Origin of the sequence: Muricoccus vinaceus, from assembly GCF_042433125.1 — a bacterium.
Classification (GTDB): Bacteria; Pseudomonadota; Alphaproteobacteria; order Acetobacterales; family Acetobacteraceae; genus Roseomonas; species Roseomonas vinacea.
Genome location: NZ_JBHLVZ010000084.1, coordinates 218,941 through 242,692, shown reverse-complemented (window position 1 = coordinate 242,692; position 23,752 = coordinate 218,941). Strand labels below are relative to the sequence as shown.

The following is a 23,752-nucleotide window of genomic DNA, read 5'->3' as shown; positions in this document are numbered from 1 at the left end:
GGCGCGCGCACCATGGCCACCAACATCCTGATGCCCGCCCTGTCGCCCACCATGACCGAGGGCACGCTCGCCCGCTGGCTCAAGAAGGAAGGCGAGGCGGTCAAGTCCGGCGACGTGATCGCCGAGATCGAGACCGACAAGGCCACGATGGAGTTCGAGGCCGTCGACGAGGGCATCCTCGGCAAGATCCTCGTGCCCGACGGCACCGAGGGCGTGAAGGTCAACCAGCCCATCGGCGTCATGGTGGAGGAAGGCGAGGCGGTTCCCTCGGGCGCCTCCGCGCCGGCATCCAAGGCCACCGAATCCACGCCCTCCCCCTCCGGCAGCCCCGCCCTCGAGGGCGTGCAGGCCTCGGGTGGCAAGGTGGCGGGCGCCGCCGAGCAGCCGGTGGTGCCCGACATGCCCAAGGCGCAGCCGGCGCCGTCGGCGCCCGCCTCCGGCGGCGCGGCGAACGGCCGCATCTTCGCTTCCCCGCTCGCCCGCCGCATCGCAGCGCAGGCGGGCATCGACCTTGGCTCCCTCAAGGGTTCCGGCCCGAACGGCCGCATCGTGAAGTCGGACGTGGAGGCGGCGCAGGCCGCACCGAAGCCCGCCGCGGCACCCGCACCCCAGGCGGCCGCGCCGGCCCCGGCCGCGGCGCCCGCCCCGGCGGCGCCGAAGCCCGCTGCCGCGCCGGTCATCACCGCCCCGCACAAGGAGGTGCCGCATTCCTCCATGCGCAAGGTCATCGCCCGCCGTTTGAGCGAGGCGAAGCAGACCATCCCGCATTTCTACGTCTCGATCGACGTGGAACTCGACGCGCTGCTGAAGCTGCGGGCCGACCTGAACGCGCGTTCGCCCAAGGAAGGCGCGGGGGCCTACAAGCTGTCGGTCAACGACCTCGTCATCAAGGCCGCGGCCGCGACCCTGCGGAAGCTGCCGGCGACGAACGCGACCTGGACCGACAACGCGATGGTCCTCTACGACGACGTGGACATCAGCATCGCCGTTTCCATCCCGGACGGGCTGATCACGCCGATCATCCGCCGCGCGGACCAGAAGGGGCTGGCCACCATCTCCAACGAGATGAAGGACCTCGCGGCGCGCGCGAAGTCCGGCAAGCTGAAGCCCGAGGAGTTCCAGGGCGGCGGCTTCTCCATCTCCAACATGGGCATGTTCGGGGTGAAGGAGTTCTCCGCGATCATCAACCCGCCCCAGGCCGGCATCCTTGCGGTTTCCGCCGGGGAAAAGCGGCCGGTGGTGAAGGACGGGCAGCTTGCCGTGGCCACGGTGATGACCGTGACGCTCTCCGTGGACCACCGGGCGATCGACGGCGCGCTGGCGGCCGAATGGGTCGCGACCTTCAAGTCGATCGTCGAGGATCCCCTGAGCCTGATGCTGTGACCGAGGCGGCCGCCCCGTTCACGCTGCGCGACGCCACCCCGGCCGACCTGGCCGAGGTGGTTCGCCTGGTCCGCGAGCTGGCGGATTACGAGAAGCTGCTGCACGAGGCGGTCGCCACCGAGGAGGACTTCCGCGCCCTGCTGTTCGGGGAGAAGCCCTTCCTGCACGCGGTGCTCGCGGAGGTCGGGGGCAGGGTGGTCGGGCAGGCGTTGTGGTTCAACAACGTCAGCACCTTCACCGGGCGCCCCGGAATCTACCTGGAGGACATCTTCGTCGAGCCCGCGCATCGCGGCCTCGGCATCGGCCGCGCCTTCTTCCGCTTCCTCGCCCGGCGGGCGGTCGCGGAGGGATGGACGCGGCTGGACTGGCAGGTGCTCGACTGGAACGAGCCCTCCATCGCCTTCTATCGCGGCCTGGGTGCCCGGGGCATGGACGAATGGACGGGCCAGCGCCTGTCCGGAGAGGCCCTGCGGCAACTGGCCGCCTGACGGATCACGCGGCGCCCGGCGCCCGCACGGAGGAGGCCCGCATGGCCGACGAATTCGACCTGGTGGTGGTGGGCGGTGGGCCCGGCGGCTATGTCGCCGCCATCCGCGCGTCCCAGCTCAAAATGAAGGTCGCGCTGGTGGAGCGCGAGAACCTCGGCGGCATCTGCCTGAACTGGGGCTGCATCCCCACCAAAGCCCTGCTGCGCGCCAGCGAGATCAACCACCTCCTGCACACGCTCGATGCCTATGGCTTCTCGGCCGACAACATCCGCTACGACTTCCAGAAGGTGGTGAAGCGTTCCCGCGCCGTTTCCGGCCAGCTTTCGGCGGGGGTGAAGGGGCTGATGAAGAAGAACAAGGTGACCGTGTTTGACGGCACCGCCAAGCTCGCCGGCCCCGGCAAGCTGTCCGTCACCAAGGATGGCAAGCCGGTGGCGGAGCTGGCTTCGAAGCACATCATCCTGGCCACCGGCGCCCGCGCCCGCGTGCTGCCGGGCCTGGAGCCGGACGGCAAGCTGATCTGGTCCTACCGCGAGGCGCTGGTGCCGGACGCCATGCCGAAGTCCCTGGTCGTCGTCGGCTCGGGCGCGATCGGCAGCGAGTTCGCCAGCTTCTTCCTCAACATGGGCGCCCAGGTGACGCTGATCGAGGCGCTCGACCGCATCCTTCCCGTGGAGGACGTCGAGATCAGCACCTTCGTCCACAAGGCCTTCACCAAGCAGAAGATGACGGTCCTGACCGGCGCCAAGGTCGGCAAGGTCACGAAGTCGGCCGATTCCGTGACGGTGAGCGTCGATGTCGGCGGCAAGGTGCAGGAGATCACCGCGGACCGCCTGATTTCCGCGGTGGGCATCGTCGGCAACGTGGAGAACCTCGGCCTCGAGGGCACCAAGGTGGTGGTGGAACGCTCGCACATCGTCATCGACGAGCTTTGCCGCACCGGGGAGCCCGGCATCTACGCGATCGGCGACGTGGCCGGGCCGCCCTGGCTGGCCCACAAGGCCTCGCATGAGGCGATCCTCTGCGTGGAGGGCATCGCGGGCCTGCATCCGCACGCCATGGACGTGAACAACATCCCGGGCTGCACCTATTGCCGCCCGCAGGTGGCCAGCGTCGGCATGACCGAGGCGCGCGCCAAGGAGGCCGGCCATGAGGTGCGGGTGGGCCGCTTCCCCTTTATCGGCAACGGCAAGGCGATCGCGCTGGGCGAGCCCGAGGGGCTGGTGAAGACCGTGTTCGACGCCAAGACCGGGGAGCTGCTGGGCGCCCACATGGTTGGGCCGGAGGTGACGGAGCTGATCCAGGGCTACGGCATCGCCCGCACCCTCGAGTCCACCGAGGCCGAGCTGATGCACACCGTCTTCCCCCACCCCACGGTCAGTGAAGCCATGCATGAGGCCGTGCTTGATGCCTATGGCCGGGTGATCCACATCTAGCGGCCGGACCGCTTCCACCCCCATCGCCCCGCCCCGCGTCAGACCGGGGGGCGGGGCCGAGGATGACACCCATGACCACCCGTATCCTGGTGGATCACCGCGCCGGCGGCGCCACCGCCGCGGACGCCCCGGAAACCCCGGCGGCTGTTATCGCCCGTATCGTGCCCAGCGCCGCCACGGCCCCCCTCCGCCATCCGGAGAAGGCGAACCGGCCGGACAACCCGATCAAGCGCAAGCCGGACTGGATCCGGGTCAAGGCCCCGAACCACCCGGTCTACCACGAGACCCGCAACCTCATGCGGGACAACAAGCTGGTCACCGTCTGCGAGGAGGCCGCCTGCCCGAACATCGGGGAGTGCTGGTCGCAGCGCCACGCGACCATGATGATCATGGGCGGCATCTGCACGCGCGCCTGCTCCTTCTGCAACATCACCACGGGCATGCCCCACGCGCTGGACGAGGACGAGCCCCGCCGCGTGGGCGACGCCGTGGCGGCGCTCGGCCTGCGCCACGTCGTCATCACTTCGGTGGACCGCGACGACCTGCGCGACGGCGGCGCGCGCCACTTCGCCCGCACCATCGCGGCCATCCGCGCCGCGGCACCGGAAACCACGATCGAGATCCTCACCCCCGACTTCCTCCGCAAGGACGGCGCGCTGGAGGTGGTGGTCGAGGCCCGGCCGGACGTGTTCAACCACAACCTTGAAACAGTGCCCCGGCTTTACCCGACCATCCGGCCCGGGGCGCGTTACTTCCATTCCCTCCGCCTGCTGGACGAGGTGAAGCGGCTGGATCCCGGCATCTTCACCAAATCGGGCGTCATGGTGGGCCTGGGCGAGAGCCGCTCGGAGGTGCTTCAGGTGATGGACGACATGCGCTCCGCCGAGATCGACTTCCTGACCGTTGGCCAATACCTGCAGCCGACGGTGAAGCACGCCGCCGTTGACCGCTTCGTGGAGCCGGCGGAGTTCGAGGACTATGCCCGCATGGCGCGCGCCAAGGGTTTCCTGCTGGTTTCCGCCACCCCGCTCACCCGCTCCTCCTACCATGCGGACCGGGACTTCGCGGAGTTGCGCGGGGCGCGCGAGGCCGCGCTGCTCAGCGCTGCCACCCGCGGCAGCACGGCCGTCGCCTGAGATGCCCACCCACGCGGAGCGCAAGCGCCTTCCCTATACGCCCGAGCAGATGTTCGACCTGGTGGCGGACGTGCGCCGCTACCCGGAATTCCTGCCCTGGTGCGTCGCTTCCCGCATCGTGTCGCGGTCCGAGGGGGAGCTGATCGCGGACCTGACGATCGGCTTCAAGATGTTCCGCGAGACCTTCCGCAGCCGCGTGGGGATGGAGCGCCCGGACCACGTGCATGTGGAATACCTCACCGGCCCCTTCCGCTACCTGAACAACCACTGGCGCTTCGCCCCGGCCGAGGGCGGCTGCGAGGTGCAGTTCTTCGTCGATTTCGAGTTCAAGTCCCGCCTGCTCCAGGCCGTGATCGGCACCGTCTTCAACGAGGCCGTGCGCCTGATGGTCCGCGCCTTCGAGCGCCGCGCCATGGCCCTCTACGGCCGCGAGCGCCCGGGCGCCGGGCTCACCGCGCGGCCCGGGCCGGCACCGAAGCCCAGCGAGGGCTGAGCCACCCCCTGGCCGGCGGCCGTCGCCCCTGGCAGAACCCCCGCGACACGTCGCGAGGAGTTCTTCCATGGTCCATGCCCCCGAGCGCCCCGTGCCCGGCGCGCCGCCGGTCCGCATCAACCTCTACTCCGACACCCAGACCCGCCCCACGCCCGCGATGAAGGCCGCGATGATGGAGGCCGAGGTCGGCGACGAGCAGCACGGCGACGACCCCACCGTGCACGCCCTGTGCGACCGCATGGCCAGGCTGCTGGGCAAGGAGGCGGCGATGTTCCTGCCGTCCGGGACCATGTGCAACGTGGTCGCGCTCAACACCCATTGCCGCAACGGCGACGAGGTGGTGGCGCATGAGAGCGCGCATATCCTGAGCAGCGAGGGCGGCAGCCACGCGGCCATCGCGGGCGTGCAGATCAACCCGCTGCGTGGCCCGCGCGGCATGTTCGACGCCGACGCGCTGCGCGGCGCCATCCGTGCCCGCAGCCGCTACGCTCCGCCGCAAACCCTGCTGGAGATCGAGCAGACCGCCAACACCGGCGGTGGCGCGGTCTGGCCGGTGGAGGTGCTGAACGAGCTGACGGGCATCGCCCATCACCAGGGCTGGGCCACCCATATGGACGGCGCCCGGCTGATGAACGCCTGCGTCGCCGCCGGGGTGCCGGCCGATGCGATGTGCGCGGGCTTCGACACGGCCTGGCTCGACTTCACCAAGGGCTTGGGTGCCCCGCTCGGCGCCGTGCTGGTGGGGTCGGAGGACTTCATCGGCCGCGCCTGGCGATGGAAGCAGCGCCTGGGCGGCTCCATGCGGCAGGCCGGCATCTGCGCGGCCGCCTGTCTCTATGCGCTGGACCATAACATCGGCCGCTTGGCCGAGGACCACGCCAATGCCCGGGCGTTCGCTGCCGGCCTCCGGCAGATCGAGGGCATGGCGGTGGAGGAACCCGACACCAACCTCGTTTATTTCGACCCGACCGGTGCCGGCATGGTCCCGGCGGCCCTGCAGTCGGCCCTGCTGGCCGAGGGCATCTCGGTCAGCGCCCTCGGCGGGCGGCTGCGCGCCTGCACGCATCTCGATGTGCAGGCGCCGATGATCGGGGAGGCACTGGAAGCCATCCGCCGCATCATCCGGCACTAGCCGGCGGCGAGCATCCCCGAGGCGAGGCGCAGCGCCGCCTCCACCGTCGCGGCCCGCACGGTCGCGCGGTCCCCGGGGAAGACGTGGCGCTGCACCTCGGTGGGGCCGTCGCGCCGGGCCGCGCCGATGAAGACCAGCCCCACCGGCTTCTCCGCGCTGCCGCCGCCCGGGCCCGCGATGCCCGTGGTGGAGACGGCGAGGGAGGCCCCGCTTTCCCGCGCCGCGCCCTCCGCCATCCGCCGCGCGCAGGCCTCGGAAACGGCGCCCACCTCCGCCAGGACGCTTTCCGGCACCCCCAGCATCCTGGTCTTCATGGCATTGGAGTAAGTGACGAAGCCGCCAACCACGGCATCGGAGGAACCCGGCACCGCGGTCAACGCCGCGGCCACGAGGCCGCCGGTGCAGGATTCCGCCGTGGCGATGGTCAGGCCTTTCGCCCGCAGCGCCTCCAGCAGGGCGGCCGCGAGGTCCTCTCCGGGCTCCATCACGCCGCCCCCGCCGCCAGCCACCCCAGTCCGAGCAGGCCCGCGGCCATCAGCCCCGCCAGCACGTCGTCCAGCATCACGCCAAGGCTCCCTTCCATGCGGTCGGCCCAGCCCACTGGGCCGGGCTTGAGGATATCGAGCAGCCGGAACAGCGCGAAGCCCGCCAGCACCCACCAGAAGGAAGCGCCGGCGGGAAGAGCCGCCAGGGCCAGGCACTGGCCGGAGGCCTCGTCCGCCACGACCCAGCCGGGATCCTCCCGCGCCTCCGGCAGCCGGGACACCGCCCAGAAGCCCAGCAGGGCGAAGCTCACCCCGAGGCCCAGGCACCACCAGGGCCCCAGCAGTGCTGCCGGAAGCACGGCCACCGAAGCCCAGGTGCCGGGCGCCGGACGCAGCCGGCCGATGCCGCAAAGGCTGGCCACCGCCAGGGCAGGCCCCATCAGCGGATGCTGTCCAGGAAACGGTCCAGCGGCCGGGCAATCTCGGGTTCGTTCAAGGTGGGCGCGTGGCCGGCGCCGGGGAGGGTGACCAGCTCCAGGTCGGGCTTGTCCCTGACCATGGCACGCACGGTGTCGGCAGCCAGGAACTCGCTTTCCTCGCCCCAGACCAGCATGGCCGGGATCGGGCGCATGGCGCGGAACACCGGGCCGAGGTCCAGCGTGCCCCCGCCCGCCTCCATGGCCTGCTGGATGCGCGTGTCCCAGCGCGGGTGCAGCCGCCCGTCCTCGTCGGGCTTGTAGGTGAGCTGCGCGAAGTGCCGCCACGAGGCCTCGTCCGGCAGCGGGATGCGCGGCATCACCCTGCGCAGGTATTCCACCGCTTCCTCGATCGTCCGGAAGCCGGGGTCATGGCCTGCGAAGTTCCCGACCAGGGAAACACCGCGCGGGTCGATCCGCGGCCCGATGTCGTTCAGCACGGCGCCTCGCAGCAGCGTCGGGCGCAGCACCGCGAGGATCATCGCCATGATCCCGCCGAAGGAGGTCCCGACCACCACGGCCCGGGGAAGGTGCAGCGCCGCGCAGGCATCCAGCACGTCCGCCGCGGCCCGCTCGGGCCGGTAGCGCGACACCTCCGCCGCCCTGGCGCTCTCGCCATGGCCCATGTAGTCGAGCGCCACCACGCGGCGCTTTCCCGCGTGCCGCTCGGCCAAGCCTTCGTAGTCCCAGCCCGTGCGGCAGATGCCGGAGAGGCAGAGGAGTGGTGTGCGCGCCTCGTCCCCTGCCCATTCCAGCGCGCTGAGCGCGAGGCCATCGCGGGCACGGACCTGCCGGACCAGCGGCCTCACGGCGCGGTCATCCAGGGGCGCAGCGGGTGCGGCGCCGCGACGGGCTCCCGCGCGCGGTAGACCACCGTGTTCTCCACCACCCGCTGCACGTAGTTCCTCGTCTCCGCGAAGGGGATCAGCTCGATCCAGTCGATCACGTCCATCCCGCCTTCCCCCGGCGTGCCATAGGTGGCCAGCCATTCCGCCACCCGCGCGGGACCCGCGTTGTAAGCGGCGGCGGCGAGGGCAAGGTTGCCGCCGAAGCGCGCCATCTGGTCCGCCAGGTATTGCGCGCCCAGCCGCATGTTGTGCGCGGGGTCGGTGGTCAGCCAGCTCGGCTGGTGCGGCACGCCCAGCTTCCGCGCCACCCCCGCCGCCGTGCCAGGCAGAAGCTGCATCAGCCCCCGCGCATTGGCAGCGGAGACCGCTTCCGGGTCGAAGTTGCTTTCCTGGCGGGCGATGGCATTGACGATGGCGGGCTCCAGCGTGCCGGGCGGGGCAGGGTAGGGGGCGGGCCAGCCCTCGGGCAGCAGCATCACGCCATCCGCCCCGGCCCGGCGCGCGATCCAGACCGCGAAGTCGGGCCGCCCCAGCGAGGCGCCCAGGCGCGCGATCAGCACGCGGTCCGGCGGGTCGGGGGAAAGCTCCTCCATCCGCAGCAGGAAGATGCGGGCGCGGCGCGTGTCGCCCAGGTCTGCCAGGGTGGCGGCGGCGGCGGCCAGTTCCCGGCCGGCGAAAAGGGCTGCCGCCTCCGCAGTCGGCTGGGCCGGCGCGATGGCGCGGATGCGGGCCGAGACGCGTGCCTCGTCCTCGCCAAGGGCCAACGCCGCAATCTGGCCGTAGAAGGCGGTGCCCAGCAGCGCGGCCTCTCCGTACTTGACGCGGGCACGGGTGGCGTCGGTCGCCTCCAGCGCCCGGCCCTGCCAATAGGCGCCCCGGGCGCGGGTGATGATGCTGGCGCTGTTATCGCCGAGCAGGGCGAAGTGCCGCGTGGCACCGGACGCATCGCCGAGCCGGCGCAGCGCGATCCAGCCGGACAGGAACTCCGCCTCCTGCCGCGCCTCACCGCCGGCCTGCCCGTGCTCGGAGGCGACCTGATAGGCCAGCCGGTCCTGCCCGAGGCGCAGCAGCTTGCGGGCCAGGATCTGGCGCTCCGCCCAGATCGTCCGCGCGCCGGACGGCTCCAGCTCGCGCTGGAGCGGCGCGGCGGCGGCCCAGGCGCTCGCGGCCTCGACATCCCGGTCCTGGCGGCGCAGCAGCCGCGCGCTGGCCGCGAGCAGGCCGAGATCGGCACCCTCCGTCACCGGAACGGCCGCTTCCGCCGCCATGGCGAGGCGCGCATCCGCCAGCGCCCGCTGGGACGGATCGACCCAGGCCGCCGCCCGCCCGGCATCCATCAGATCGCGCGACAGGAACAGGCGGTCGAAACGGCGCCAGCGGTCCTCGGGCGTCAGGACGCCGGCGTTGCGCTCCGCGAAGCCGGCCTCGGCGGCGGCATCCCCGGCGCCTCCGGCCCAGGCGGCGCGCAGAATGGCCGCGGCCCGGACGGTATCCCCGGCGCGGGAGAGCGCATCGGCGTGGCGCTGGGCGCCGTCCAGCGTGACGGCAGGGTTGCGGGCGAAATGGGCCAGGGCACGGGCATCGTCGGGATCGGCGGCCAGCGCTTCCTCGGCGCGGCGGTTCATCGTCTGGGGCAGGGGCCAGTCGGGGTTCGCCGCGACCCAGGCGGCCAGTTCCGCCCCGGTGCCCTGGCCGCGCTGCTGCAACCGCAGCCACAGCGCGATCTTCTGCACCAGGGGGTCCGCCTGCGCCGCCGCCACCTCGGCCTGGGCATAGCGGCCGCCATTGGCGTAGCCGAGCGCCACGCGCCCGGCGTTCCGCTGCCCCTCGCCCGTCCAGGGCTGGGCGGACACGGGCAGGCAGAGCGAGGCGAGGAGGATGGTCGCCAGGGGCCGGGCAGGGATTCGCATCGGCGTCGTTTCTAGCCCGCTGCGGGCCCGCCTGTCGCGCCCGCCCTGCGCCCCGCCAGGCTCGCGGGCCCTTGTTCATGCCGGGAGCGGCGCGTAAGCCCTTTCTCCGCTGGCGCGCGGGGCGCCGGCACCCCACATGACGCCCATCCCGCTGCCAGGAAACGCCAGATGTTCAAGGGTTCGCTCGTCGCGCTCATCACGCCCATGACCGCCGATGGCAAGCTGGACGAGCGCGCCTTTCAGGACCTCGTCGCCTGGCAGGTGGCCGAGGGCGCCCAGGGTCTGATCCCCGTCGGCACCACCGGGGAAAGCCCGACCCTCTCCCATGCGGAGCACCAGCGGGTGGTCGAGATGTGCGTCGAGGCGGCGGCCGGCCGGGTGCCCGTGATCGCCGGCGCCGGCTCCAACTCCACCGCCGAGGCCGTGGCGCTGGCCCAGCACGCGAAGAAGGCGGGCGCGGATGGCGCCCTGGTGGTGACCCCCTACTACAACAAGCCGACGCAGGAGGGCCTCTACCTGCACTTCAAGACCATTGCCGACGCCGCCGACCTGCCCATCGTCATCTACAACATCCCGCCCCGCTCGGTGATCGACATGAGCGTGGAGACCATGGCGCGGCTGGCGAAGCACCCGAACATCGTGGGCGTGAAGGACGCGACGGCGAACCTGACGCGCCCGCTGCACACCCGCGCTACCTGCGGGCCGGAATTCTGCCAGCTTTCGGGGGAGGACCACACCGTACTCTCCTTTCTCGCGGCTGGCGGCGTCGGCTGCATCAGCGTGACCGCCAACATCGCCCCCCGTCTGTGCCGCGAGATGCACGACGCCTGGGCGGAGGGGCGGCTGGCCGATGCCATGGCCATCCAGGACCGCCTCGTGCCCGTGCACGATGCCATGTTCTGCGAAAGCTCGCCCGGTCCGGTGAAGTATGCCGCCAGCCTGCTGGGGCGCGGCACGGAGTTCTGCCGCATGCCCCTGGCCCCCATCGCCGAAGCCTCCCGCGCGCGCGTCCGGTCCGCGCTGAGCGGCGCCGGCCTGCTGAACTGAACCCATGGCCGAACCGAAGAAAAAGAAGACCCTGATCAGCCACGGCGTCGCCGCGCAGAACCGCAAGGCACGCTTCGACTACAAGATCCTCGACACCTACGAGGCCGGCATCGCGCTCGTCGGCCCGGAGGTGAAGAGCCTGCGCGCCGGCCGCGCGACGCTGACCGAGGCCTGGGCCGGCGAGCGCGACGGCGAGATGTGGATCTTCAACCTCTACATTCCCGAATGGCAGGCCGGCAGCGTGGTGGCCAAGTTCGAGCCGCGCCGCCCGCGCAAGCTGCTGCTGCACCGCAAGCAGGCCGAGACGCTGGCCGGTGCCATTTCGCGCGAGGGCGCGACCCTGGTGCCGCTCGACATCCACTTCAACGATCGCGGCCTGGCCAAGCTTACCCTTGGCCTCGCGGAGGGCAAGTCCAAGGCCGACAAGCGCCAGGCCATCGCCGACCGCGAGTGGAAGCGGGACAAGGCCCGGGTGATGCGCGACAAGGGCTGAAGCCCCGTCGCGCGTCCCGCTCAGGCGCGGTCGAGACCCACGGGGCCGTCGGCCGTGCGGGTGTCGTGCCCGTCGGGCTCCAGCGGTGCCACCGGCCGGAACTCCGCGGTCGGGCGGATCTTCACGGGCACCGACTTCGCGGCAGGCGTTTTCGAATGCTCGTCGTGGTGCGTGACGGGCATCAGCGGGTTCATCTCGGGGTAGTAGCCTCCGAGGCAGTTATCGGGCAGCGAGAACGGCGTCACCACCAGCCCGTGCACCGCGCGCTCGACCCCGTCACCGGCGTCGCTCAGAAGCGAGACGACCTGGCCCGGCTCCAGCCCGGCGCGGCGCATCTCCTGCGGGTTGATCAGCAGCACGTCGCGCGTGCCCTCGATGCCCCGGAGACGGTCGCTGTAGCCGTAGATGGTGGTGTTGAACTGGTCGTTGCTGCGCATGGTGATGAGGCGGTAGCGCCCCGGCGCGTCGTCGAAGCCCGTGGCGGACATCATCTTCGGCGAGGTGAAGGTCGCTTTGCCGGTCTCGGTCTTCCAGATCCGCTCGCGCGCCGAGTTGCCGCGGTAGAAGCCGCCGGGCGTGAACTTGCGCGCCTCGAAGTCGTGGAACTCCTCCGAGTAGGTTTCGGCGATCTCGGCGCGGATGCGGGCGTAGTCGCCCACCCACGCGTCCCAGGACAGGCGTGGGTTGGGCGGCAGCGTCGCCTTGGCGACGCCGGCGACGATCGCGGCTTCCGAGAGCAGGTGCTCGCTGGCGGGCACGCGATGGCCGATCGAACCGTGGATGCAGCTGAAGGTGTCCTCCATGGTGACCACCTGCGCGCCGCCCGCCTGCACGTCCTTCTCGGTCCGGCTGAGGCAGGGCAGGAGGAACGCCACCTCGCCGTTCACCAAGTGGCTGCGGTTGAGCTTGGTCGCGACCTGCACGGTCAGCCGCATCCGCGTCCAGGCTTCCTCCATCCGGTCACGCTCGGGAATGGCGCGCACGAAGTTGCCGCCAAGGCCGAAGAAGGCGCGCACCTCGTCCGCGAGGATGCCCTGGCAGGCGGCGACCGTGTTCATGCCCTCCTCGCGCGGCGGCTCGAAGCCGAACTGGGTGGCGAGCCGGTCGAGCGGCACGAGCTCGGGCTTTTCCGAGATGCCGACGGTGCGCTGTCCCTGCACGTTGGAATGGCCGCGCACCGGCGAGATGCCCGTGCCCTCCCGCCCGATGTTGCCGCGCAGCAGGAGCAGGTTCACGAACATGGTGATGTTCTCGAAGCCGTGCACGTGCTGGGTCAGGCCCATGCCGTAGATGCCGATGACGCGCTCGGCCTCGACATAGACCTGCGCCGCCGCCTCGATGTCGGCGCGCGAGAGGCCCGACTCCGCCTCGATGCTTTCCCAGGTGGTGGAGCGGACCTTGGACTCGAACTCCTCCAGCCCCGCGGTGTGCTGCTTCAGGAAATCCACGTCCAGCACGCGCCGGTCGCGCTTGCGGGCCTCGTCGTCGCGGGCGAAGACGTGCTTGCACATGCCCATGAGCACCGCGATGTCGCCACCAGGGCGCACCTGGTAATACTGCGCACTGATCTGGGTCGCCTTGCCGGTCAGCATCTCCACGGGGCTCTGCGGGTTGATGAAGAACTCGAGGCCCTTCTCCCGCACGGGGTTGAAGGTGACGATCTTCACGCCCCGCTTCGCCGCTTCCTGCAGCGGGTGCAGGAAGCGCGGGCTGTTGGAGCCGGTGTTCTGGCCGAAGAAGAACATCGCGTCGCACTTGGAGAAGTCGTCGAAGACCACCGTGCCGACACTGGCGCCGATCACCTTCTTCAGCGCCACCGACGTCGTCTCGTGGCACATGTTGGAGCTGTCGGGCAGGTTGTTGGTGCCGTATAGCCGGGCGAACAGCGCGTAAAGGTAGGACGTCTCGAGGCTCGCCCGGCCCGAGGCGTAGAAGACCGCCGCCTTCGGGTCGATCGCGCGCAGCTCCCTGCCGATCTCGGCGAAGGCTTCCTCCCAGCCGCAGGGGAGGTAGCGGTCCGTCGCGCGGTCGTAGCGCAGCGGGTGGGTGAGCCGCCCGGTCTGCTCCAGCTCGAAGTCCGACCAGCCGCGCAGCTCCGTCACGCTGTGCTCCGCGAAGAACTCGGGCGTGCAGCGGCGCGTGGTCAGATCCCAGAGCGTCGCCTTTGCGCCGTTCTCGCAGAACTCGAAGGCGTGGTGGTCGGCCGGCTTGCCCCAGGAGCAGGAGACGCACATGAAGCCGCCCGGCTTGTTCTGCCGCGCCAGCGTCTCCATCACCGCCGGGGTGTTCCACTCCTCGCCGAAGATGCGGGCGATCCCCCGGAGCGAGCCCCAGCCGCCCGCGGGGCTGTCGTAATGAACCGTCTGGTCCCGATCGCTCATCGCCCTGGCCCACCCATCCCTATCTGCGGCCTTCCGCGGGGGGCCGGCCTGCAAGCCCCATCCGGCGCAAAGCGCAGCCGGCCCTTTTCCGGGCCTGCCGCGCGATCCATCCGACAAACCGCCAACGCGGGGTGAGGGTAGGCGTTTCGCCCGACAATCCGTGCGGGCCGTTCAGGCGGTCCGGGTCACGGCTTCCTCGTGTCCGGCAGAGCGATGGCGCAGCGAAGCGCCTCAAGCCCCTCGATCTCGCCGAGATAGGCCGCGCCTCCGGCAGGGACGGGGCGCATCCCCGTCAGGCTTCCGAAGGTGAGCACCTCCCCGGCCGCGATCCCGCGGCCCTCGCGCGCCAGCCGCGCGATCCAGGCCTCGATCAAAGGCAGCACGGGGGCGGCAACGTGCGGCCCCTCGTGCCGCGCCAGCACCGCCCCGTCCTGGCTGAGCCGCGTCACGGGCGGCGCGTCCAGCATCGCGAGCGACCAGGACGTCGCCCCGGCCCGGACGGCGCCCCCGTTGTTGCCCAGGCATTCGGCGACGCGGTCGAGCGGCGCCGGGTCGGCCCCCTCGGCGAAGCGCGGCTGGACGAACTCGAACAGGGTGGCGATCCGCGCGACCCGTGGCAGGTCCTCCGGCCGCAGGGCCGCCACGCCGGCCGGATCGAGCGCGGCGGAAAAGCGCAGCGCGATCTCCAACTCGATCAGGCTCCCGGCCGGGAGAGCCACGGAGAGCCCGCCCCGGTCCTCCACCGTGGCCGAGGCAGGGAAGGGCGCGCTGAACGGCTGCCCGCCTTGCCGTCCGACCTTCCAGCCACCGATCTCCTCGCCCAGCGCGGCAAGGGTCGCGTGCTGGATGGCCTCCGCCTGCGCGAGGTCGCGGGGCCGCAACTCCTGTGGCAGGCGGGGCAGGGGGCCGGCGCGGCGCGCACCCGCCAGGAGGCGGGCGGCGGCATCGATGGGGTCCAAGCGGCTTTCCTTTGTTGGCGGAGGAGGGGCAAGCAGGCCCGGCTTCACCCCGCGCCGCAAGCCCCGCGCACGCGGCGGCCGGCTACTCCGCCGGCGCGGGCACCCCATTCGGCCCCTCGCGCGCGACATCACGCCAGCGCAGCCGGTCCAGCGCGATGTAGACCGCGGGCGTGGTGTAGAGCGTCAGCACCTGGGAGACGATCAGCCCGCCGATGATCGCGATGCCCAGCGGAGAGCGCAGCTCCGACCCGGTGCCCGTTCCGAAGGCGAGCGGCACCGCGCCCAGCAGCGCCGCGAGCGTGGTCATCAGGATCGGGCGGAAGCGTTCGCGACAGGCCGCCAGGATGGCGTCCTCGCTGGTGCCACCGTGCTGGCGCTCGTGCTCGAGCGCGAAGTCCACCATCATGATGGCGTTCTTCTTCACGATGCCCAGCAGCAGGATCACGCCGATCAGCGCGATCACCGTCATGGGCGTGTCCGTGACCAGCAGCGCGAGCAGCGCGCCGAGCCCCGCCGTCGGCAACGTGGAGATGATGGTCAACGGGTGAACGTAGCTCTCGTACAGCACGCCCAGCACCACGTAGATCGCCAGGAAGGCGCCCGCGATCAGCAGCGGCATGTCCTTGGAGAAGGCCTGCGCCGCCGCCGCGTTGCCGCCGAACTGCGGGCGGATGGTGCTGGGAAGCCGCACCTGGCGCTGCACCTCCTCGATCCGCTGGCGAATCTCCTCCACGCTCAGCCCCTCATCGGGGTTGAAGGAGATGGAGGCGGCGGGGAAGCCGCCCTGGTGCGTGACCGACAGCGGCGCCGAGGCCGGCACCACCCGAGCGATGGCGGACAGCGGCACCTGCGTGTCGCCCTGGCCCGGCAGGAAGACGCGTGACAGGTCCTCCGGCCCCTGCTGGAGGGTTGGATCGATCTCCAGCACCACCCGGTACTGGTTGCGGGAGCGATAGATGGTCGAGACCTGCCGCTGGGAAAAGGCGCTGTTCAGCACCGCGTTGATCTCGGACTGCTGCACGCCCAGCCGCGCGGCCGCCGCCCGGTCCACCTCCACCCGCGTCACCAGCCCCGCGCGGTCCTGGTCGCTGCCGACGTCGTTGATGCCGGGTACGCCGCGCAGCGCCTGCACCATGGTCTGCGTCCATTCGCGCAGCTCCTCGATGTCGTTGCCCAGCAGCACGTAGGAGAAGCGGCCGGCATCCTGGCGCCCGCCGATCCGCACGTCCTCGTTGCCGCGGAGAAACACCGCCGCGCCGGGGATGCGGCTCAGCGCCGGACGCAACCGCGCGATCACCTGCTCGGCCGAGACCTTGCGTTCCTCGATGGGCTTGAGGGTGATGTACATGGTGGCGCGGTTGGCCGCCCCCTGTCCGCTGCTGCTGCCCACGGTGGAGCCCACGCTTTCCATCGCGGGATCGGCCGCGATGATGTCCACGACCCGGCGCTGCAGGGCCTCCATGGTGGCGAAGGAGGTGTCGGGCGCCGCCTGGGTGCTGCCTGACACCAGCCCCGTGTCCTGCGTCGGCAGGAAGCCCTTGGGCACGATGATGTAGAGCCAGACCGTCACGCCCATCAGCGCGAAGGTCGCGAGAAGCATCGACCAGCGCCAGCGCAGCAGCCAGGCCAGGCTGCGGATATAGCCGTTGACGGTGGCCGAAAGGCCCGCCTCGAACCAGCGCGCCAGCCGCCCGGGCGGCTTCTCCGGCCCGCCGCGCTCCATCCAGGCGGCCATCATGGGCGTCAGCGTGAGCGACACCACGCCGGAGATCGCGACCGCGACCGCGAGCGTCACCGAGAACTCGCGGAAAATCCGCCCGACGATCCCGCCCATCGCCAGCAGCGGGATGAACACCGCGATCAGCGAGACGGTGATCGAGAGAACGGTGAAGCCGATCTCCTTCGCCCCCGCCAGCGCGGCCTCGATGGGGGAAAGGCCCCTTTCGCGATGGCGCGCCATGTTCTCGATCATGACGATGGCATCGTCCACCACGAAGCCCACGCAGATCGTCAGCGCCATGAGGGAAAGGTTGTTCAGCGAGTAGCCGATCCACCACATGACGGCGACCGTGCCGAGCAGGGAAAGCGGCACGGCCGCGCTGGCGGCCAGCACCGGCGCCCAGCGGCGGAGGAACACCGCCACCACCGCCACCACCAGCCCGATGGTCAGGGCGAGCGTCAGCCGCACCTCCGCCACCGAGGCGCGGATGGTCACGGAGCGGTCGCTCACCACCTGGATCCGCACGCCTGCCGGCACCCATGACTGCACCTCGGGCAGCATGGCGCGGATGCCATCCGCCACCTCGATCACGTTGGCGTCCGCCTGCTTCATCACCACCAGCAGGATGGCGGGGCGCCCGTTGAAGATGCCGGCCTGGCGCCGGCTGCGCACGCCGTCCTCCACGCGCGCGACGTCCCCCAGCCGCAGGATGGCGCCGGCCTGGGCCTTCACCACCACGTCGCGGAAGGCATCGGCGTTGTCGATGCGATCGTTGGTGCGGATGGCGGCGCTCTGGTCCGGTCCCTCGATGAAGCCGGTGGCCTGGGTCACGTTGGCGCGGGTGATGGCGGTGCGGATCTGCTCCAGCGAAACGCCGGCCGCCGCGGCGGCCGCGGGGTTCACCGCCACCCGCACGGCCGGCTGGTCGCCGCCGTTCACCGTCACCTGCGCGACGCCCCGCACCTGCGCCAGGCGCTGCGCCACCAGCGTGTCGGCGGCGTCGTAGACCGCCGGGCCGGGGATGGTGTCGGACGACATGGCGAGGATCATCGCCGGCGCGTCGGCCGGGTTGATTTTGCGGATGTTGGGCGGCGTGGGCAGGCCGGAGGGCAGGTCCTGCCGCGCGCCGTTCACCGCCGCCTGCACATCCCGCGCGGCGCTGCGCTGGGTGCGGCCGAGGTCGAACTGAAGGATGATCGTGGCGCTGCCGAGCGAGGAGTAGGAGGTCATCTCCGTGACCCCCGGTATGGCTCCCAGGCGGCGCTCGAGCGGCGCGGCCACCGTGCTGGCCATGGTTTCCGGGCTTGCCCCCGGCTGCATGGTCGAGACCACGATGGTCGGGATGTCCACCCGCGGCATCGAGGCGATGGGCAGGCGGAACAGCGCGACGAGGCCGATGAGCGCGAGCCCCACCGCCAGGAGGGAGGTCGCGATCGGCCGTGCGATGAAGGGGCCGGAGATGCTCATCGGGCGCCGCTCACTCCGCGGGCACCACCGACGGCCGGCGCCGCAAAAGCCGCGCCCGCACCCATTCCAGCGCCAGGTAGACCGAGGGCGTGGTGAACAGCGTGACCAGCTGGCTCAGCAACAGGCCGCCCACGATGGAAACGCCAAGCGGCAGCCGAAGCTCGGATCCCGCCCCGTGCCCGAGCACCAGCGGCAGCGCGCCTAGCAGCGCGGCCAGGGTGGTCATGGTGATGGGGCGGAAGCGCAGCATCGCCGCCTCCATGATGGCTTCCCGCGGTGCCATGCCGCGCTCGCGCTGCGCGTCGAGCGCGAAGTCGATCATCATGATCGCGTTCTTCTTCACGATCCCCATCAGCAGCAGGATGCCGATGATCCCCACCAGGGAAAGGTCGAGCCCGAACAGCTCCAGCGCCAGCAGCGCCCCGATCCCGGCGGAGGGCAGGGTGGAGAGGATGGTCAGCGGGTGCACCAGGCTTTCGTAGAGGACACCCAGTGTGATGTAGATCACCACCACGGCGGCCAGGATCAGCCAGGGCTGGCTCTGGAGGGAGGAGCTGAACTCCGCCGCATCCCCGGCGAAGCGCCCCGTCACGGTGGGCGGCACGCCCAGGCGCCGCATCGTCCCCTCCACCGCGGCCACCGCCTCCCCGAGCGCGACACCTTCGGCGAGGTTGAAGGAGTATGTCACGGCGGGGAACTGGTTCTCCCGCGTCACCTGCAACGGCCCTGAGGCGCGGCCGATCCGCGCGACCTCCGAGAGCGGCACCACCGTTGCCGTGCCGTCCGTGGTGCCGGCCACCCGGAGCACGCCCAGGCGGGTCGGGTCCGCGAGGAAGTCCTCCGATGCCTCCAGGATCACGCGATACTGGTTGTTCTGCGCGTAGATGGTGGAGATCTGGCGCTGGCCGAAGGCGTCGTAGAGCGCGTCGTCGATTGCCTGCATGGTCACACCCAGGCGGCCCGCCCGCGCGCGGTCCACCTCCACCGCGATGCGCAGGCCCTGCTGCTGCTGGTCGGAGGAAAGGTCCAGCAGTGCCGGTTCCTCCCGCAGCGCCGCCAGGATGCGGGGCGACCAGATGGCCAGCACCGCGGCATCGGCGTCCACGATGGTGTACTGGTACTGCGTGGTGCTCGCCCGCGCGCCGATCTGGATGTCCTGGACGGCCGAGGGATAGCTGACGATCCCCGCGATGCCCGCCAGCCGGGGGGCGAGCCGCGCGATGATCTCCTGCGCCGTCTCCGCGCGGTCTTCCCGCGGGCGCAGCACCGCGGTCACCCGCCCGCCGTTCAGCGTGGCATTCACCGTGCCCGCTCCCACCACAGAGGTCACGGCCTGCACCGCCGGATCCGCCCGCACCGCGTCGGCGACCTGGCGCTGCAGATCGGACATGCGGGCGAAGGACACGTCTCCCGGCGCCTCCGTCGCGATCTGGATCAGCCCGGTGTCCTGCGCCGGCAGGAAGCCCTTGGGGATCGCCACGTACAGCCAGCCCGTCAGCAGCAGCGTGCCCAGCGCCACCAGGAGCGTCAGCCCCTCGAAGCGCAGCGTTACCCGCAGGGCGCGGCCATAGGCCCGGAGCATTCCGTCGAACACCCGGTCCGTCCCCCGCGCCAGCCAGCCGCGCTTCGGCGAGGCGGGCCGCAGCAGGAGGGCGCACATCATGGGCGTGAGGGTGAGGGAGACCACCATGGAGACCAGCACCGCCGCCGTCAGCGTTTCCGCGAACTCGCGGAACAGCCGCCCCACCACCCCTTCCATGAACAGCAGGGGGATGAACACCGCGATCAGCGACACGGTCAGCGAGATGATGGTGAAGGCGATGCCCCGCGCGCCCTCGTAGGCGGCGGCCAGCGGGGCCATGCCCTCCTCGATGTGGCGGACGATGTTCTCCACCATGACGATGGCATCGTCCACCACGAAGCCGGTCGCGATCACCAGCGCCATCAGGGAAAGATTATCGAGCGAGAAACCCAACCAGCTCATCACCGCGAAGGTGCCGATCAGCGAAAGCGGCAGGGAAACGGCGGGCACGATCGTGGCCCGCCCGGAATGCAGGAACAGCCAGATCACCGCGACCACCAGCACGGTCGAGAGCACCAGCGTCAGCTCCACCTCGCGCACGGAGGCGCGGATGGTCTCGGTCCGGTCCGACACCACGGCCATGCTGATGCCCGCCGGAAGGCCCCGCTCCAGGTCGGGCAGCTGGGTGCGGATCCGGTTCACCGTGTCCACGATGTTGGCGCCGGGCTGGCGCTGCACGTCCAGGATCACGGCGGGACGGCCGTTGAACCAGGCGGCGTTGCGGTCGTTCTCCAGTCCCTCCACCGCCTGGCCGAGGTCGCGCAGGCGGATCGGCGCCTCGTTGCGGTAGGCCACGATCACGTCGGCGAACTCGGCCGGGGAGGTGATCTGGTCGTTGGCCATGATGGTGGAGGCCTGCCGCGTCCCGTCCAGCGAGCCCTTGGGGGTGTTGGCGTTGGCCCCCGTGACAGCCGTCCGCACGTCGGCCATGGACAGGCCGTAGCCCGCGAGCCGGGCCGGATCGATCCGCAGCCGGACGGCCGGGCGCATGTTGCCCTGCACGGTCACGCGCCCCACCCCCGCCGACTGCGCGAGCTTCTGCGCCAGCAGCGTGTCCGCCGTGTCGGACAGCCGCGCGATGGGCAGGGTGTCCGAGGTGAGGGCCAGCGTGATGATCGGCGGGTCCGCCGGGTTCACCTTGGCGTAGAGCGGCGGGTAGGGAAGGGTGGTCGGCAGCGTCCCCCGCGCCGCGTCCAGCGCCGCCTGCACGTCCTGCGCGGCCTCGTCCAGATCCTTGTCGAGCGCGAACTGCAGGGCGATCCGGCTGGTTCCCGGCCCCGATGTGGAGGTCATCACGGAAATGCCGGCGATCTGCCCGAGCGAGCGCTCCAGCGGCGCCGTCACCAGCAGCGCCACCGTGTCGGGGGAGGCGCCCGGAAGCTGGGTGGACACCTCGATCGTCGGGAAGTCCACCTCCGGCAAGGAGGAGACCGGCAGCCGCCAGTAGCCCCAGAGCCCCAGCAGCAGCACCGCCACGGACAGCAGCGTCGTCGCCACCGGCCGCGCGATGAAGGGGGCCGAGATGTTCAATTGGGGGGCTGCCCGCCGGTGGGCTGGGCGTCGGCCGTCCGCCGGCGCCCCCCCGGCGGCCTTGCCGGCGGCGCGTCATCGCCCAGCGCCACGGTGGTGCCCGCGCTGAGCCTGAGCCCGCCCGAGGTCACGACGCGCTCTCCGGGCCGCAGCCCGGCCTGCACCACGGCCTCGGCCTGGGTCATCTGCCCGATGGTCACCGGCCGCTGCTCCACCGTCCGGTCCTCCTTCACCACGAAGGCGTAGGGGCCCTCGGGCCCGCGCTGCACGGCCACCAGCGGGATCACCGTCGCCTGCGGCACCACCTCGATCCGCAGGCGGAGGTTCACGAAGGAGCCGGGCCAGAGCACCCGGTCCTCATTGGGGAAGGTCGCCTTAGCCTTGATGGTGCCGGTGGTGGGGTCCACCGCGTTGTCCACCGTCAGCAGCGTGCCGCGCGCGGTGGGGGCGTTGCCCGGCCCGGGCAGGGTTTCCACCGGCACCGGCCCCGCGGCCAGCGCGCGGAGCAGCCGGGGCAACTCCTGCTGGGGCAGGGTGAAGGTGACGCCGATGGGCGCCATCTGGGTCACCGTGACGATGCCGTTCGTGTCCGAGCCCCGCACGATGTTGCCGGGATCGACCTGGCGTATGCCCACCCGCCCGGCCAGCGGCGAGCGGATGGTGGCGAAGGCCAGCTGCGCGCGGGCCTGATCGATCGCCGCCTCGTCCTGCCGCACCTGGGCCTCCAGCATGGCCACCTGGGCACGCTGGGTGTCGACCTGCTGGCGCGTCACCCCCGCGCCCTGGGCGAGCCCCTGGTAGCGCTGCAGGTCCACACGGGCATTGGCCAGCTGCGCCTGGTCGTAGGCGCGCTTGCCCTCGGCCTGCTGCAGCGCCGCCTGCACCGTGCGGTCGTCCACCCGCGCCAGCACGTCGCCCTTCGCGACCTCCTGGCCCTCGCGGAAGTTGATCTCCATCAGCTGGCCGTCGAGCTGCGTGCGCACCACCACGCTTTCCAGCGGCACCACCGTGCCCAGGCCGTCCACGCTCAGGGCCACGTCGCGCTGCGCCGCCTCGGCCACGGTGACGGGCACGGGGATGCCGCCGCCGGGCCGCCCGCCACGCGCACCGCCCGCGCCGCGCTGCTGTCCGGATCCGGGTCCCTGTCCCGCGACCGGGGCCTGGGTTCCACCCTGAGGGCCCTGCGCCTGCCGCTGGTCACGCGCGGCGGAAGGGTCGGCCCCATCCGCCCGGTCCTGCCACCACCACCAGCCGGCACCCCCGGCCCCCGCCAGCACCAGAACGGCGAGGAGCCATCCGAACCTGCGCCTCATCGGCTGCCTCCTGACCCGGCGGATGAGATGCGCACGGAATTGCCCCCGGTAACCCCGGGGCCCCAACCTCCGCCCAGCGCCCGGAACAACCCCACCGCCGCCTGGAAGCGCAGCAGCCGCCCGCGGGACAGGTTCCGGCGGGCGGTGAACAGGGTGAGCTGGGTGTTCAGCAGGGTGATCAGGTTGATGATGCCGCCGCGAAGCTGGTCCTCCGCGATGGAATAGGCGCGCGCGGCCCGGCGCTCGGCCTCGGCCAGCAGCCGTTCCTGTTCGGTGGTCTCGCGCAACGCGGCCAGCGCGCCTTCCACGTCCGACAGTGCCGAGAGGATCGCCTGCCGGTAGGTGGCCAGCAGCTCCTCCGCCTGCGCCTGGGAGAGCGCAATCCGGCCGCGGATGGCGCCGCCGTCGAACACCGTCTGCGCCAGGCTGGCCGCGATGCTGTAGAACTGCACCTCCGGCCGCAGCAGCGTGCCCAGCAGGGCCGACTGGAACCCGCCCTGGGCTGAAAGGGTAACGTTGGGATAGAGCGCCGCCCGCGCCACCGCCACGTCCGCATTGGCCGCGGCCAGCGCCGCCTCCGCCGCCAGCACGTCCGGCCTGCGGGCCAGCAGCGCGGAGGGCAGCCCGGCGCCGGGGGAGGGCACGTCGAGCCCCGCGAAGCCTTCGCCCACCACCTCCAGCTCCACCGGCGGCATGCCCACCAGCACCGCGAGCGAGGCCTGGTTCTGCGCCACCGTCTGGCGCAGCGGCGGCACCGCCGCCTCCTGCTGGGCCACCACGGTTTCCTGCTGCGCCAGGTCCAGCCCCGTGGCCGTGCCGGCGGCCACCTGCTGGCGGATCACCCCCAGCACCCGCCGGGCGGCGCGCAGGTTGTCCTCCTGGATGCGCAGCGCGTCCCGCGCCTCCAGGATGGTGAAATAGGTGTTGGCGACCGAGGCCTCGGTGGTGATCAGCGTGGTGCCGAGGTCGAAGCGCTGCGCCTCGGCCGAAAGCCGCGCCGCCTCCAGGTTGTTCCGGTTCCGGCCCCAGAGGTCCAGCTCGTAGGAGGCGGCCAGGTCCACGGAATACCGCCGCGCCGCGCTGCCGCCCCGCCCGGTGCGGCTGCGCTGCGTGTCCGCGCCGCCCGTCACCAGCGGCAGCAGCGCCGACCCCGCCACCTGCGCCGCCGCATCCGCCTGCCGCACCCGCGCCTGGGCCGCGGCCAGATCGAGGTTCTGGGACGCCATGCGCAGCATCAGCCGGTCCAACTCGGTCGAGCCGAAGCGCCGCCACCAATCCGGGTCGGGCCAGGAGACAGGGCCGCCGGCGCTCTCGCGGAACCGGTCGGGGCCGGTCGCGATGCCGGGAATGCCCTCCGGCAGAAGGGCGCAGCCCGCTGGCAGCGCCCCCAGGAAGGCACCGAGCATAAGCCTGCTGGTCCCCCGCCGCGTGGCCTGCGGGGGGATGGCCGGTGAAATCACGTCTCGCACCCCC

Annotated in this window: 18 protein-coding genes; 8 read left to right on the top strand and 10 right to left on the bottom strand. The window is 71.6% G+C overall.

The genetic code is table 11. The features are described 5' to 3' along the window. Window positions 1–12: 12 nt before the first annotated feature. From ACFFIC_RS24255 to ACFFIC_RS24230, 6 genes are all read left to right on the top strand, one after another. Window positions 13–1,383, top strand: coding sequence for a pyruvate dehydrogenase complex dihydrolipoamide acetyltransferase (locus ACFFIC_RS24255; protein ID WP_377055217.1), 1,371 nt, complete (start codon window positions 13–15; stop codon window positions 1,381–1,383). Next, window positions 1,380–1,871, top strand: a complete 492-nt coding sequence (locus tag ACFFIC_RS24250; RefSeq protein ID WP_377055215.1) for a GNAT family N-acetyltransferase — start codon at window positions 1,380–1,382, stop codon at window positions 1,869–1,871. Before ACFFIC_RS24255 ends, ACFFIC_RS24250 begins: the two co-directional genes overlap by 4 nt. 41 nt (window positions 1,872–1,912) lie before the next feature. Continuing rightward, a complete protein-coding gene (gene lpdA, locus ACFFIC_RS24245) occupies window positions 1,913–3,307 on the top strand; it encodes a dihydrolipoyl dehydrogenase (protein ID WP_377055213.1) in 1,395 nt (464 codons plus the stop codon). Between the two features lie 71 nt (window positions 3,308–3,378). Further along, entirely contained in the window at window positions 3,379–4,443 is a 1,065-nt protein-coding gene (gene lipA / locus ACFFIC_RS24240) for a lipoyl synthase (RefSeq protein ID WP_377055211.1), read from the top strand. A 1-nt stretch (window position 4,444) separates the two neighbouring features. Continuing rightward, complete coding sequence (locus tag ACFFIC_RS24235; protein ID WP_377055209.1) at window positions 4,445–4,936, top strand: type II toxin-antitoxin system RatA family toxin; 492 nt, start codon at window positions 4,445–4,447, stop codon at window positions 4,934–4,936. A 67-nt stretch (window positions 4,937–5,003) separates the two neighbouring features. Continuing rightward, window positions 5,004–6,068, top strand: coding sequence for a threonine aldolase family protein (locus ACFFIC_RS24230; protein WP_377055207.1), 1,065 nt, complete (start codon window positions 5,004–5,006; stop codon window positions 6,066–6,068). Here ACFFIC_RS24230 and ACFFIC_RS24225 read toward each other — a convergent pair. From ACFFIC_RS24225 to ACFFIC_RS24210, 4 genes are read right to left on the bottom strand one after another with little or no spacing between them, the layout of a single operon-like run. Then, complete coding sequence (locus ACFFIC_RS24225) at window positions 6,065–6,553, bottom strand: CinA family protein (RefSeq protein ID WP_377055734.1); 489 nt, start codon at window positions 6,551–6,553, stop codon at window positions 6,065–6,067. The genes ACFFIC_RS24230 and ACFFIC_RS24225 overlap by 4 nt on opposite strands. Continuing rightward, a complete protein-coding gene (locus ACFFIC_RS24220; RefSeq protein WP_377055205.1) occupies window positions 6,553–6,993 on the bottom strand; it encodes a phosphatidylglycerophosphatase A family protein in 441 nt (146 codons plus the stop codon). The genes ACFFIC_RS24225 and ACFFIC_RS24220 overlap by 1 nt, the downstream gene beginning before the upstream one ends. Continuing rightward, the gene (locus ACFFIC_RS24215; protein WP_377055203.1) at window positions 6,993–7,838 is read right to left on the bottom strand and encodes an alpha/beta fold hydrolase; all 846 of its coding nucleotides are present in this window, start codon (window positions 7,836–7,838) and stop codon (window positions 6,993–6,995) included. The genes ACFFIC_RS24220 and ACFFIC_RS24215 overlap by 1 nt, the downstream gene beginning before the upstream one ends. Beyond that, entirely contained in the window at window positions 7,835–9,787 is a 1,953-nt protein-coding gene (locus ACFFIC_RS24210; RefSeq protein ID WP_377055201.1) for a lytic transglycosylase domain-containing protein, read from the bottom strand. The genes ACFFIC_RS24215 and ACFFIC_RS24210 overlap by 4 nt, the downstream gene beginning before the upstream one ends. Before the next feature lie 168 nt (window positions 9,788–9,955). On the opposite strand from ACFFIC_RS24210, the gene dapA reads away from it, so the two are divergent. Together dapA and smpB are read left to right on the top strand one after the other, a co-directional pair. Then, window positions 9,956–10,834, top strand: a complete 879-nt coding sequence (dapA, locus tag ACFFIC_RS24205; protein WP_377055199.1) for a 4-hydroxy-tetrahydrodipicolinate synthase — start codon at window positions 9,956–9,958, stop codon at window positions 10,832–10,834. A 4-nt stretch (window positions 10,835–10,838) separates the two neighbouring features. Further along, on the top strand, window positions 10,839–11,327 hold the full coding sequence (gene smpB / locus ACFFIC_RS24200; RefSeq protein WP_377055197.1) for an SsrA-binding protein SmpB: 489 nt from the start codon (window positions 10,839–10,841) through the stop codon (window positions 11,325–11,327). A 20-nt stretch (window positions 11,328–11,347) separates the two neighbouring features. On the opposite strand, the gene ACFFIC_RS24195 is transcribed toward smpB, so the two are convergent. The 6 genes from ACFFIC_RS24195 to ACFFIC_RS24170 all read right to left on the bottom strand — a co-directional run bounded on the left by ACFFIC_RS24195 (window position 11,348) and on the right by ACFFIC_RS24170 (window position 23,685). After that, complete coding sequence (locus tag ACFFIC_RS24195; protein ID WP_377055195.1) at window positions 11,348–13,708, bottom strand: FdhF/YdeP family oxidoreductase; 2,361 nt, start codon at window positions 13,706–13,708, stop codon at window positions 11,348–11,350. A 185-nt stretch (window positions 13,709–13,893) separates the two neighbouring features. Continuing rightward, window positions 13,894–14,667 carry a hypothetical protein gene (locus ACFFIC_RS24190; RefSeq protein WP_377055193.1) on the bottom strand — a complete coding sequence of 258 codons (774 nt, stop codon included), beginning with the start codon at window positions 14,665–14,667 and terminating at the stop codon, window positions 13,894–13,896. Between the two features lie 82 nt (window positions 14,668–14,749). Next, entirely contained in the window at window positions 14,750–17,854 is a 3,105-nt protein-coding gene (locus tag ACFFIC_RS24185; RefSeq protein ID WP_377055191.1) for an efflux RND transporter permease subunit, read from the bottom strand. Window positions 17,855–17,864: 10 nt separating this feature from the next. Continuing rightward, window positions 17,865–20,966 carry an efflux RND transporter permease subunit gene (locus tag ACFFIC_RS24180; protein WP_377055190.1) on the bottom strand — a complete coding sequence of 1,034 codons (3,102 nt, stop codon included), beginning with the start codon at window positions 20,964–20,966 and terminating at the stop codon, window positions 17,865–17,867. Beyond that, a complete protein-coding gene (locus ACFFIC_RS24175) occupies window positions 20,963–22,279 on the bottom strand; it encodes an efflux RND transporter periplasmic adaptor subunit (RefSeq protein WP_377055188.1) in 1,317 nt (438 codons plus the stop codon). The genes ACFFIC_RS24180 and ACFFIC_RS24175 overlap by 4 nt, the downstream gene beginning before the upstream one ends. After that, window positions 22,276–23,685 (bottom strand): efflux transporter outer membrane subunit, encoded by a 1,410-nt coding sequence (locus ACFFIC_RS24170; protein ID WP_377055186.1) that lies wholly within the window; start codon window positions 23,683–23,685, stop codon window positions 22,276–22,278. The genes ACFFIC_RS24175 and ACFFIC_RS24170 overlap by 4 nt, the downstream gene beginning before the upstream one ends. Window positions 23,686–23,752 lie beyond the last annotated feature (67 nt).